The organism is Candidatus Margulisiibacteriota bacterium (assembly GCA_041658645.1).
Taxonomy (GTDB): domain Bacteria; phylum Margulisbacteria; class WOR-1; order O2-12-FULL-45-9; family XYB2-FULL-48-7; genus JBAZZV01.
Window position 1 is genome coordinate 54,521 of the sequence record JBAZZV010000004.1, and the last position, 11,919, is coordinate 66,439.

At 42.4% G+C, this 11,919-nt stretch carries 12 protein-coding genes and 2 tRNA genes; 10 read left to right on the forward strand and 4 right to left on the reverse strand.

The features are described 5' to 3' along the window. The first annotated feature begins 4 nt into the window (after nt 1–4). The 8 genes from WC903_04230 (at nt 5) to WC903_04265 (ending at nt 9,218) form a co-directional block, all read left to right on the forward strand. Nucleotides 5–241, forward strand: coding sequence for a hypothetical protein (locus WC903_04230; GenBank protein ID MFA5893150.1), 237 nt, complete (start codon nt 5–7; stop codon nt 239–241). A 241-nt stretch (nt 242–482) separates the two neighbouring features. Beyond that, nucleotides 483–556: transfer RNA gene (locus WC903_04235), tRNA-Gln, on the forward strand. 462 nt (nt 557–1,018) lie between these two features. After that, nucleotides 1,019–1,333, forward strand: coding sequence for a hypothetical protein (locus WC903_04240; GenBank protein ID MFA5893151.1), 315 nt, complete (start codon nt 1,019–1,021; stop codon nt 1,331–1,333). 1,069 nt (nt 1,334–2,402) lie between these two features. Beyond that, a complete protein-coding gene (locus WC903_04245; GenBank protein MFA5893152.1) occupies nt 2,403–2,618 on the forward strand; it encodes a helix-turn-helix transcriptional regulator in 216 nt (71 codons plus the stop codon). A gap of 4 nt (nt 2,619–2,622) precedes the next feature. Further along, on the forward strand, nt 2,623–5,775 hold the full coding sequence (locus WC903_04250; GenBank protein MFA5893153.1) for an N-6 DNA methylase: 3,153 nt from the start codon (nt 2,623–2,625) through the stop codon (nt 5,773–5,775). Between the two features lies 1 nt (nt 5,776). Further along, nucleotides 5,777–7,447, forward strand: coding sequence for an AAA family ATPase (locus WC903_04255; GenBank protein ID MFA5893154.1), 1,671 nt, complete (start codon nt 5,777–5,779; stop codon nt 7,445–7,447). A gap of 209 nt (nt 7,448–7,656) precedes the next feature. Next, the gene (locus tag WC903_04260) at nt 7,657–8,412 is read left to right on the forward strand and encodes a hypothetical protein (protein MFA5893155.1); all 756 of its coding nucleotides are present in this window, start codon (nt 7,657–7,659) and stop codon (nt 8,410–8,412) included. A gap of 17 nt (nt 8,413–8,429) precedes the next feature. Then, nucleotides 8,430–9,218 (forward strand): polysaccharide deacetylase family protein, encoded by a 789-nt coding sequence (locus WC903_04265; GenBank protein MFA5893156.1) that lies wholly within the window; start codon nt 8,430–8,432, stop codon nt 9,216–9,218. On the opposite strand, the gene WC903_04270 is transcribed toward WC903_04265, so the two are convergent. Genes WC903_04270 through WC903_04280 form a run of 3 tightly spaced genes read right to left on the reverse strand, consistent with a single transcriptional unit; the run spans nt 9,215 to nt 10,671 of the window. Next, a complete protein-coding gene (locus tag WC903_04270; protein MFA5893157.1) occupies nt 9,215–9,532 on the reverse strand; it encodes a YqfO family protein in 318 nt (105 codons plus the stop codon). The genes WC903_04265 and WC903_04270 overlap by 4 nt on opposite strands. After that, the gene (rfbC, locus tag WC903_04275; protein MFA5893158.1) at nt 9,525–10,097 is read right to left on the reverse strand and encodes a dTDP-4-dehydrorhamnose 3,5-epimerase; all 573 of its coding nucleotides are present in this window, start codon (nt 10,095–10,097) and stop codon (nt 9,525–9,527) included. Before rfbC ends, WC903_04270 begins: the two co-directional genes overlap by 8 nt. 58 nt (nt 10,098–10,155) lie before the next feature. Further along, nucleotides 10,156–10,671 (reverse strand): ORF6N domain-containing protein, encoded by a 516-nt coding sequence (locus tag WC903_04280; protein ID MFA5893159.1) that lies wholly within the window; start codon nt 10,669–10,671, stop codon nt 10,156–10,158. A gap of 307 nt (nt 10,672–10,978) precedes the next feature. On the opposite strand from WC903_04280, the gene WC903_04285 reads away from it, so the two are divergent. Beyond that, entirely contained in the window at nt 10,979–11,218 is a 240-nt protein-coding gene (locus tag WC903_04285; GenBank protein ID MFA5893160.1) for a hypothetical protein, read from the forward strand. Here WC903_04285 and WC903_04290 read toward each other — a convergent pair. Beyond that, nucleotides 11,216–11,287: transfer RNA gene (locus WC903_04290), tRNA-Glu, on the reverse strand. The genes WC903_04285 and WC903_04290 overlap by 3 nt on opposite strands. Before the next feature lie 224 nt (nt 11,288–11,511). Here WC903_04290 and WC903_04295 point away from each other — a divergent pair. Continuing rightward, entirely contained in the window at nt 11,512–11,907 is a 396-nt protein-coding gene (locus WC903_04295; GenBank protein ID MFA5893161.1) for a hypothetical protein, read from the forward strand. Nucleotides 11,908–11,919: the final 12 nt, after the last annotated feature.

The following is an 11,919-nucleotide window of genomic DNA, read 5'->3' on the forward strand; positions in this document are numbered from 1 at the left end:
AGCGATGAGTGATTTCGGCGTAAGTCTTATTCAGTTGACCAATTACAGCCCGATCTTCAAGGGTGGGGCGATCGTGCTGGTCGGCCTGTGCGCGCTTCTGTTCGCTTACTGGCTGAAAGCCCGCTGGAAGGAACCACTCGAGGGGCGTTTCCTGGTCTTTATCGGCGTGGCCTGTTTTGTCACTCTGTTCGGCCTATTCGTCCTCATTTTCCAACCGCAGTGGTGGAAACTTCCTTACTGAGAAATGACTAATGACTAATTTCTAATGACTAATTGAGGAGTGCCTTCGGCACGTTATTATAATGGAAATTCAAGACAGAACACTTAAGTTTTCGATAAGAATGACAAAATTTGTCAGGAAGTTATCGAGCGATAATTCTTTATATGTCATAACTAATCAATTATTAAGAAGCGGCGATTTTGCGTAAGTCCAAAACATTAATTAGTAATTAGTCATTAGACATTAGTCATTGACTTTGTGTTGGGGGATCGTCTAACGGTAGGACTGCAGCCTCTGGAGCTGCGTATCGGGGTTCAAATCCCTGTCCCCCAGCCAACCCTTAAAAGGGCCGTTTTTCAGCAGCGGCCGCCAGCCGATTTTCCCTTCAAATTGGAATTTTTTATCTTTTAAAATAAAGTTCGAGCCGATATTTTTCAGAAATGTTGAAATCTTATCCGGATTATTTTCGGATATAAGAATTTTGGCTTGGCATGAGGATAAAATAAGAGCCCGCATCGGTTCGAGCCAATTATTTCCCGTTAGTTCAAAATCTCGCACTTTCTGCTGAATGTCGGCTTTTCGATCAAGATATTCCCGTTTTTTCGCCTGGTATTCTTCGGGGCTAATACTTTTACCCTCAATATAAAGATCAAGCAGCCGGTTTAGCTTCTGCTCGACTTCAGCTTTCTGATCGGCGAGATTTTGAACTAAAACCTTGGTTTCGCTCTGGGCCTGTGCTTTATCTTCATTGAGCTTATTGAGCATATTATTAGCCCAATCGGCAGGTATAGTTACTCGTTGAATAATATCCTTCATCTGTTCGGTAATAAGCTCTTCACGAGCGTACCTCTGATCGCAGGCGCCCTTTTTCTTGGTGCAATGGTAGTAATGATGGCCTTTCTGCTTCTCGCAGGTTATCATGCAACCGCATTGACCGCATCGCATAAGCCCAGAAAAAGCGAACTGGTGTTTTCTCTGCCGCTTTTTCTTGCCTCGATTAGCCATAACCTGCTGGGTCTGGTCAAATATAGACTTGGAAATAATTGGCTCGTAGTTTCCTTCATGATATTCCCCACGATAGAAAAAGGTTCCGTAATAAAAGGTTTTCTTTAGCATATTCTGGACACAGGTCTTTGCCAGAACATTGCCTTTGGAGTTTCGCAGGCCGGCGTCTTGCAAGTAGTTGGCAAGCGCCTTAAGCGTGTAATCTCCGGTGGAGTAGAGCTCAAAGGCTTTTTTAACCAAAGGAACTTTTACGGTATCAATATTAACCCGCCTTTTATCTATCGGATTGTTTAAATAGCCGAGAGGCGCTTTGGTAGGCCATTCACCGCGCCTGCACTTCTGTCGTTGCCCGCGTCTGACATTCTCACTAAGGTTATCCACATAGTATTTACTCTGTCCAAAGGCAATGTTCAGCATGAACTTGCCCTGGGGCGTACTGTCAAACCAAAAGGTCGGGAATTTGAGATCTTTTAGCTGACCTGTGTCCAGAAGATAGATGATCTGGCCTCCGTCAATGCTATTGCGGGCTAAGCGATCAGGATGCCAAGCCAAAATTCCTTCCGCTTCTCCCTTTTCAATGCGTTTCAACATTTCTCCGAATATGATTCGGCCAGGTTCTTTGGCAGTTTTTGCCTCGCAGAGCGAGGCGACGATTTCAAGTTTTTCTTTGGCGGCAAATTCTTTTAATTCTGTGATCTGCGCTTCTATGGAAAGGACCTGCTTTTCCTCGGTGTCGGTGGACTTTCTGGCGTAAACGAAGTACTTCATGGCTTGCCTCCTTTGATTCGGGAATCAGAAAAAGCCCGCTTTTGGCCCGTCCCGCCTCCGGCGGGACAAAAGATAAAAAATTCCAATTTGAAGGGAAAATCGGCTGGCGGCCGCTGCTGAAAAACGGCCCTTTTAAGGGTTGGCTGGCAGCATTTGAAAATATCCGAACCGATTTTCATTAATAATGGGCGGCGATTGCCGCCGTCCAATCGCCGCCCAATTTCCGGGCGACCTTTTCGGATTGAAAAACTGCCAAAGAACCTGGGAAAAATATCGGCTCGCACTTTATTTTGCCTGCCCGCCGAAGGAGGGGCCAAAAACGGGCTTTTTCTGAATGGAATAAATAGAAAATTACTGATATAATATCTTAAGTATGCAAACATAATAATGCTATCATACTATTGAAACCATGAAAAGTCAAAATAATAACAGGACAATTGGGGAAAAGATAAAACAGCTTAGAAATAAGCAGGGTTTAACGCAAGACATGCTGGCCCGGAAGGCCAATCTCCCCTACACAACGCTGACCAAAATTGAAACAAATGTCATTACCAAACCGACTATTCAAACAGTGGTAAAAATCGCCAAGGGGCTAGGAACAACCCTTGACGATTTAATGAAATAAGAATATGGCTAACATTGACATCTTAATCAACAAAATAAATGGAAAATATTTTAAATACTTTATCTCGAAAAGGGATTTGATTTCGAGTGAAGAGGATTTAAGAGTTGCTTTTTCATCTTTAATAGATATTATCTCTCAAGATAATAAAATAACTATCCCCGAAGAACATCATGAATATACCGTATTAAAAGGTCGGATTGATTCTCTTTATGGTGAGGTAATAATCGAATATAAGGAGCCAAACTATTTAGATGCTTCTAATAGTTCCCAGAGAAATATAAAAGCAGTTGAACAGGTGAAGCGCCATATTGTTGGCATAGAAAATAGGCAAAAAATAAACATTAACAGATATTTAGGAGTAATATTTGATGGTTTTAAGATCGTTTTTATTAGAAGAAGAAATAATCTATGGGATATTGAAAACCCCGTAGAAGTCAACGAAAAGTCCTTTAAATTGCTCCTTCAAAGGCTTTTTTCTATTGGAATACAAGGAAAAGCTTTAATTATTGATAATTTAATTAAGGACTTTAGTATTATTTCCGAAGATACGATTGTTGATGTAAAAACACTACTAATCAATTTCATTAAGAATGACGAAGGGAAAGTCAATTTATTATTTGAACAATGGAAAATACTATTTCGTGAAGTCTGCGGGTACGAATTTGATACTAAAAAAATCGAAATAAAAGAGCTTGCTAAGACTTTTCGCTTAGAAAACGAAACCGACGATCTACCAAGAATAATATTTGCCATTCATACTTATTATGCACTTTTTATTAAATTACTTGGGGCTGAAACGCTTACCTATTTTCGCCATAGGGACGAAAGCTTTATTTCGTCTATAAATAAAAGCAATCTTAAGCACAAAATATCCTTACTGGAAAGTGGCGAAATCTTTAGGTCTGAGGGCGTAAATAACTTTAACGAAGGCGATTTCTTTAGTTGGTATTTGTTGTGCTGGAACAATGAGATAGAAAACACAGTTCTAAAAATATCAACAAAACTCAAGAATTATGATTTTAGTTCTCTAAACCTTGAACCGAAAGAGGCCAAGGATCTCATCAAGAATATATATCATTATTTGTTGCCACAAAAGCTACGACATTCCCTGGGGGAATACTACACTCCGGACTGGCTAGCCGAGTTCTTGGTTGAAAGCCTCAATATTAATTTCTCTGAGAATGTTAGAATTTTAGATCCTACGTGCGGATCGGGGACATTCTTGTCGATCTTAATAGAGAGAATTAAAGAGAATGACGCCATTCTTGAAAAGAATAAATTAGATACATGCTTAAATAGCATTGTCGGGATAGATTTGAACCCTTTAGCCGTTATCGCAGCAAAGACAAACTATTTAATTGCTTTGTCTGAATATTTAAATGATATTAAGGAAGGAGGGATAGATATTCCTATTTATCTAAGCGACTCCCTGCTTGCACCTCTCGAGTTTAAAACGAAGCATAAAACATACTACTCTTTACCAACAAAAGTTGGCATATTTAAAATACCGGTTTCTTTAATACAAAATAAACAATTAGAAATATTACTAAGTCTTGTAACAGCATGTGTTGATATTGAACTCGGCGTTGATAAGTTCGAGGGTAAATATAAAAGTCTTGCATTGAATCTCTCAGAGGCAGATGATGAATTGATCTGTGACTTCTATGAAACACTCCTTGATTTGCAGAAAAAAGGACTTAACGGGATATGGGGTAAAATAATCAAAAACATATTTGCACCCGCTTTTTTCGAGAACTTTGATTATATTGTTGGGAATCCGCCGTGGATAAATTGGCAGAATTTACCAGAGGATTATAGAGATTCGATAAAGAAATATTGGGAAGAATATAAGGTTTTTTTACATAAAGGATTGAAGGCGAGGCTGGGTTCGGCCCATGATGATATCTGCGTGCTTTTAACATATGTTGTAATGGACAAGTATCTAAGAAAAAATGGTTTTCTTGGTTTTGTTCTACCCCAGAATCTGTTGCAGTCATCTGGCGGAGGCGAGGGATTCAGAAGATTTAAAATTAAAGATGAGGTAGAAGTAAAAGTAGTTGCTGTGGATGATTTTGTTCCCGTGCAACCATTTGCCGATATCGGAGCCTCAAATAAACCTGCAACAATAATCTTACAAAAGAATAATAGGACATCTTACCCTGTCCCTTATCGCAGATGGCATAAAAGGGAAAAAGGAACAATCCCTTCTGACCAGCCTTTGAGTGCCGTGCTTCCATTGTTGAAGAGCGAAGATCTTGTTGCGGAACCAATAAGAGCCAAGGTCCCTAGCTCCTCTTGGTTTATATCTGATATTAAGAAGATTAAGGCATTAAAATCATTAGTCGGACATTCAAATTATCGTGCCAGAAAAGGGGTGGACTTTAGTCTCAACGGTTTGTATTGGGGGAAAATATCTAAATCAAAAATTAAAGGGAACATACTCTTTGAGAATCAGGCAGATATTGGAAGAAAAAAGCTAAAATATTATAAAGTGCCAATTGAAACGGATATTATTTATCCGATATTGAGAGGGAAGGATATGGGTAGATGGCATGCAAGCCCAGAATATTATGCGATTATCCCTTACGATAAAAATGGCAAATGCTACAAAACCGAAACACTACAAGATCAATATCCCAATTCTTTTCGATATTTTTATAAAACCGATCAAGAAATAATTAGTTGGCTAGAAACAAGAGGAATTTATCAAAAACATCTAAAAAACGCCAAAATACCTAAGCATGGCTTATATGATATTGGCGAATATACATTTAGTAAGTACAAAGTTGTATGGAAGGCACTGGCAAGCGGAATGATTGCCAGCGTTGTTGATTCTATTAGAGATGACATATTGGGAGAAACATTAGTTGTTCCTGATCACAATGTATTGATGATTCCTTTCGCGAATAAAGAAGAAGCCAATTATTTGTGTGGCGTTCTAAATAGCGAAATAGTTAATGATTTTGTAGTGGCTTATATTTCCTGGTTTTATTCAAGTCATATACTAGAAAACATTAATATACCTAATTTTGACAAGAACAATAAAAAACATTTGAGAATTAGTGAGCTGTCACAAATTGCCCATAAAAACAACGGCTTGACGAACAAATGCCGGAACGAACTTGACGCGCTAACCGCAAGTATTTTTATTAAATAGTATGAGACTAACTAAATTCACAATTGACCACTTTAGATCTATTGAAAGAGTTGAGGTTGATTTTCCAGACAATACTCCAGTTATCCTTTTTGGGCCAAATAATGTTGGAAAGTCAAATATATTAAAAGCTTTGGACTGCATGCTTGGCGAAAAACATGCCTCATATTTTGATTTTCATGATAGCGACTATTTCTTTAGGGATAGTAAAGATTATCCCAATATTTCGTTTACTGCTTGTTTTGATGAGAACTTTTATTTAGGCAATAACTACAACCCAGCTACAAATGTAGTTTGTTTTTCAACAAATAAAACAACTAATGGAAAAACTGAAAATACCTTTCATTATCCTGCTGGCACAAACAACGAGAAAAAGATCTTTCTTAGTAACGATGATAAAGGGAAATGCCAGTTCATTCTTATTGACGCAACTCGCGATATTAGTAGGCAATTAAGTTATTTTAGCCAATATAGTATTTTAAGTAAAATGGCGAGGAAAATGCATGAGGTCATGCAACAAGCGGTTAAAAATACACTAACGGAACATTTCGAACATATTAAATCAACTTTTGAAACCGTTCCTGAATACAAACAATTCCATGAAAGGCTACAAAAAGCATTTGAAAGCAATATTGATGGGTTTGAGCATAAACTTGAAATAGATCTTTCTGCCTACGACCCCAACAACTATTTTAATTCATTGCGAATAATTGCCAAAGAAGGAAAGAATAGCCGATCGTTTGATGAATTTGGTACCGGCGAACAGCAAATATTACTAATGTCTTTTGTTAAAGCCTATGCAGAAACATTTAAGGGCGAGAACTTTATACTGGGGATAGAAGAACCAGAGTCGCATCTACACCCCATTGCTCAAAAATGGTTGGCAAAGAATATTTCAAGTATATCAAAAAGTGGCGTTCAGGTTGTAGTAACAACCCATTCTCCGGAATTCTTAGATATAGAAAACCTCGAAGGTTTTGTAAAGGTATATAAAGAGGACGGGATTACAAAGGTTAAGCAACATACCGCTAAAACCTTAGCCGAATCATGTATACAATTACAGGCTGATCAAGTTAAAACAAAAGAAGACAACATCCTGCAGTTCTACAGAACAAAGACTTTCTACGATCAGCTTCGGGGCTTCTTTGCTAGAAAGATATTGCTCGTCGAGGGAGAAACAGAGCTTTTTGCTTTGCCAAACTACTTTCATAATTCTGGTTATGATTTAATTCGTAACGGTGTTGAAATAATTAATTGTAAAGGGAAGGCGCAAATATCAAGAAACTTTAGATTATTTAAGTCTTATGATTACGAATGTTTTTGTCTCTTCGACGCTGATAAGTCAAAAAAAGGCAACAAAGACATTTCAGGGACATTTAATATCAATGAAACTGACATGAATCACGATGAAAGGACTTTTACCGTAGATCAGAACAAAAAATATGGCTATTTTGGCAAGGACTACGAGAGCTACTTAAGAAACAATATCGATGGATACTCTGCGGCTGAAAATAATATTGACGAAGATAAAGTATTAAAAGCCAAAATACTATCTGAACAAATTAAAGATTGCAAACCTGAATTTGTTGAAAGCATAGCTGGGGCTCTATCATTAGAAAAATCTAATGACTTAATAGAAGTGGCTGCTGATGTCGTTGAAGATATCCCCTTTTAATGTAGAAATTAAAAGAATTTGCCGCCAACTGCGCGAAGCGCAGAGCAAATGAAACTCATAAATAGTGTAATTTGTAGAAAAACTTGAAATCGTCCAATCCGAAAAGGTCGCAACAATGTTGGGCGGCGATTGGACGGCGGCAATCGCCGCCCATCAGATAAGGAAATCTGTTCGAATATTTTCAAATGCTGCCAGCCAACTAGAACGATATGAAAAAGAATATAATTTTTACTTTTGCGCTCATAGTATTGTTGGCCGCGGTTTTAGCCGCCGGCGCCAAGATCGGGCACGCGGCGCTTGTCGTAAATACAAACACTTCATCGCTTAATGCCCAGCGTGCGTTGTCAAAAACGCAGCTCGCCCTTCAGACAAGTTTTAACCGGCTTTCCAGCGGAGATCGCCTTGACTCGGCCAGCGACGATGCCGAGGGACTTGGCATTGCGGAAAAGCAAAAGGCGGCAATAGAAGCGCTGGACAGGTCGTCCCACACTGTTGCGGACACCATAAGCTTGCTTCAAACCTCGGATGAAATATTGACCGATACGGCCAACGTCCTGATCCGAGTCCGTAGCCTGGGCCTCCGCGCGGCCGCCAATCGGCGGAACGCCGGGGCCGCCAGGGAAGATGAAGATTTAGCTGCTGAAATGGACAGGATCAGCCAAGCTACTATGGACATATCCGAACCGGGAATGGAATTGGTAATTGAACACATTGATCAGATATTAAAAGACTTAAAAGCAACGGTGAGCGGCACGACCCCGAAAGTTCTGACCGAAAGACAATATCTGGCGAAGATCGACGCGCATCTGGGTAGGATAGCCAAAGATCGGGAAGAGCTGGCTGCCTATGCCGCCAAGATCGACGCAGCCGCGCAAAAAGTGCTCGCGGACGCGGGCAAGAACCGGGACGCTACTGGCAGAGAGATCGGGAGATCGACCGGGAGACGAAAAGGGGCGGGACGATAGGGTCGACCGGTACCATTATGAAAAAGCTTAGCTTCTGCCTGGTCCTCTGCCTGTTGTGTTACTTCGCTTCGATCTCTGCTGCCGAAAAATTCCCCATTCTCGAATACCACTTGATCGGCCGGCCGGAAGGGCGCTGGCAGAGGACCCCGGCCAAGTTCCGGCAGGACCTGGACTGGCTCTATAAGAACGGTTATCAGCCGTTCAACCTCCGCGATATTCTGGCCGGTTTCCCGGGGCTTAAGCCGGGGAAAAAACCGGTCGTCCTGACCTTTGACGACTCTTCGTCCGGCCAATTCCGCTATTTGCCCAACGGACAACTGGATCCCGATTGCGCCGTCGGCATTTTAAAGTCCTTCCAAGCCAAACATTCTGACTGGCCGCTGAAAGCGACTTTTTTTGTGCTGATCGAAACGAGTTCAGCCGACCGCAACTTATTTGGCCAACCCGCTTCGGCCGCCAGGAAATTGCGGGAGCTGGCGGAGTGGGGGCTGGAAGTTGGCTGTCACACTTACTCCCACGATCGTTTTGACCTGATGAGCCCGGCCGCCGCCCGGCGGAGTTTGGACCGCTCTTGTCAATTGATCGCCAAATGGACCAGCCGGGAAGTGGTCAGCTTATCTTTGCCGCAAGGGATTTATCCCCAGGATATGTCTCTGCTTGACCGGTTCAAGATCGTGGCGGAGGTAGCTGGCGGGTGGCAAACCTATCCGGTGAAATATGAGGGCCGGCCGGTCAGCGTTAAACGGATCCAAACGATCGACGAGGAGTGGCGTAAATTCTTTAAGCGAAGCGATCAAGATGGTTAGAGCAAAACAATAAGGTCGTAGGCCGGCTCTTCGTAGGGGTGGGCTTTTTTCAGGGCAGCCATAACTTTTTTCAGCCTGGTCCGGGGAACGATCGTTTCGAGGCGGGCTTCCTTGACCCGGGTGACCTTGCCTATTTGGCCGAGGAAAGGTTTGGCTCCTTTGAGCGGGCGGAAAGTCCCGGTCCCGATGGTGTAGAAAGTGCAATTATCGTAATGCTGGCCGATCTTACCGGCGCCGGCCGCGCAAAGGGCTGCGCGGATCTTTTCCAGGTGGGAGAGTGGAACAAAGACGACCAGTTTGCAAAACTTAGGCATTCCAGCTGAAGTTGGTTTCCGCGTCCTTAAAGAGTGGAGCTTGGGAGTCCTTCGCGTTAACGACCGGTTTGCCGATCAGGTCGAGCGGCCACTTGATGCCGATCGCGGGATCGTTCCAGACGATCGCCCGCTCGTCGCCGGGGCTGTAGACCGCGGTGCATTTATAGATGACTTCACTCTGGTCCTCAAGCGCCATGAAACCGTGGGCGAAACCGGGCGGGAAGTAGAGCATCTTATGGTTGTCGCCGGAGAGTATCTCCCCGTACCACTGGCCAAAAGTTGGTGAGCCTTTACGGATATCGATGCCGACGTCAAATATTTTTCCCCGGACGCATTTGACCAACTTGCCCATAGGTGAGGGGTGGATCTGGTAATGGAGGCCGCGCACCACTCCTTTTTTGGAGCGGCTATGGTTATCCTGGATGAACTTGTCGGTCAGGCCGAACTCGGCAAAACTATTGATATTGTAATACTCCATGAAGAATCCGCGGTCGTCGCTGAAGACCTTTGGCTCGATGACCAATATTCCGTCCAGCGGCGTTTTTGTTGCTTTGAATTGCCCCATAACACTCTTATTTTACTCGTTTATCGGATAACCGGCAAGGGTAAAACTACTAATGTATTCATTGTATAAAGCCAATTTTCTTTGCCGGGGGAGGAGGTGGCGGCGCCAAGAGCTTTTTGAGTACCTTGAAAATAGTTGTAATCTCCAGTTCATGCTTTGAATGTTTAACCTCTAGTTTTTCGATTTTCTTGGCTAACTCTTTATTCCCGGCCAGCAACTGCCGCAGACGAATAAAGGTGTTAATGATCAAAATGCTAACCTTAACTGCGCGAGGGCTGTTCAGCACAGCCGATAACATTGCCACTCCGTGCTCAGTGAAGGCGTAGGGCAGTTGGTGTGAAAATCTTAGGCTGCTAAGGTGGTGCCAATTTGTCACCACCTTAGCTTTCTCTTTTTCAGTTAACTGGAACATGTATTCGGCCGGGAACCTTGATAAGTTCCTTTTTACCTGGCGATTTAGATATTTAGTTTCAACCCCGTATAACTGGGCCAGATCCCTATCCAGCAGTACTTTATGTCCCCTGATCAAGTAAATCCGATTCTCGATCCTTTCAATCGGCATTAATTCACTCATTGCGCTACCTCCTCGGATGAAGTTACAGCAATCTTATTGCCGGATAAGCACGAAGGCCTGTCTACCGGTAGGCAGGCCAGGGTTTTTCTCTAAAGCCCTAATATTTACTGTTAAATATTGGAAAAACGCATTAGGACATCCGAGCCGTAGAATTGGGTATTAGGGGTGATATGACGAAAAATCGCCAGCCGGGCGGCGAAAAGTTGCAGGTTTTGAAGGAAGTTAGCTGATAATTGTTAATATGCCCAACTAAAGCAAGGACAACTATAGTATAATGAATAGCAGTTATTATTTGAGAAACAGAACAGTGAAGAACTCGGAGTGCGTAATTAATTTCATAACCAGCGGAGGCAAGGTTCAGAGTTGGAGGAAAAAGAAGGCCCACTGGGAGCAGACCAGTTCCAGGGGTATTGTTCGCAAGGCGACCGCCGAGCAGGTCTTGTCCCACCTGTTGCCTTATCTCGCCATAAAGAATAAAAAGAGATACGTGACCTTGGAAGTCAAACGGATCAAAGCCAAGGGATCAACGAAGAAAAAAGGAAAATAGCCCCAAGGGGAATCGAACCCCTGCCTCGGCCTTGAGAGGGCCGCGTCCTAACCGTTAGACAATGGGGCCACAAGAAAATGACTAATTACTAATGACATAATGACTAATGAATGTATTTAATTAAAATCCGGATTAAAATATTTTCATCAATTAGTCATTAGAAATTAGACATTAGTCATTACAAGGATATCAGAATGTCAGACGGTTTTCAATCTGCGTAATATAATTGCGTGGCGCGTGATTGATTGAAATTTACCGGCAAATCAACAGAAAATAAGCTTGAGGATTTTATCATGAGTTGGACTGGTAATATAAAAAGCAAGTTTGTTGCCTGGAGCGTGCCGTTCCGCACGACGGCAGGCAAGATTTACCTGGCTTATTACGGCAAACTAACGCCGGCCCAGCTGGCAAAGTATGCGCTGAAGGAGGGGATCAAGCCCGAATTAAGGAAAGCAGTTATTTCTTATATTATTTTAAATCCCAAGACACATGCTTCAGTGATGGAAGAACTCGTTCCCTATTTAAGCAGCCCCGTTGTTATTCGGAAAAGGGATGGCAGTTTGCTTTATCCTGAAAGGATGCGGACAGTAAGGCTACTGGAAGATATCGTCGGCGTCTCGCCCGGTTTTGCTAAAAGAAAAGAAGTGCTGTTATGCGGCGCGCCGCCTTTGATCGAAGAGAAAAAATAATTATGCTATCAT

What these genes read in the sequence shown, in the direction of transcription:
- WC903_04270 (MFA5893157.1), bottom strand. Translation starts at nt 9,532, where the DNA reads ATGCCTAAGTTTTGCAAACTGGTCGTCTTTGTTCCACTCTCCCACCTG.
- WC903_04265 (MFA5893156.1), top strand. Translation starts at nt 8,430, where the DNA reads ATGAAAAAGCTTAGCTTCTGCCTGGTCCTCTGCCTGTTGTGTTACTTC.
- WC903_04280 (MFA5893159.1), bottom strand. Translation starts at nt 10,671, where the DNA reads ATGAGTGAATTAATGCCGATTGAAAGGATCGAGAATCGGATTTACTTG.
- WC903_04295 (MFA5893161.1), top strand. Translation starts at nt 11,512, where the DNA reads ATGAGTTGGACTGGTAATATAAAAAGCAAGTTTGTTGCCTGGAGCGTG.
- WC903_04230 (MFA5893150.1), top strand. Translation starts at nt 5, where the DNA reads ATGAGTGATTTCGGCGTAAGTCTTATTCAGTTGACCAATTACAGCCCG.
- WC903_04245 (MFA5893152.1), top strand. Translation starts at nt 2,403, where the DNA reads ATGAAAAGTCAAAATAATAACAGGACAATTGGGGAAAAGATAAAACAG.
- WC903_04250 (MFA5893153.1), top strand. Translation starts at nt 2,623, where the DNA reads ATGGCTAACATTGACATCTTAATCAACAAAATAAATGGAAAATATTTT.
- WC903_04255 (MFA5893154.1), top strand. Translation starts at nt 5,777, where the DNA reads ATGAGACTAACTAAATTCACAATTGACCACTTTAGATCTATTGAAAGA.
- WC903_04260 (MFA5893155.1), top strand. Translation starts at nt 7,657, where the DNA reads ATGAAAAAGAATATAATTTTTACTTTTGCGCTCATAGTATTGTTGGCC.
- rfbC (MFA5893158.1), bottom strand. Translation starts at nt 10,097, where the DNA reads ATGGGGCAATTCAAAGCAACAAAAACGCCGCTGGACGGAATATTGGTC.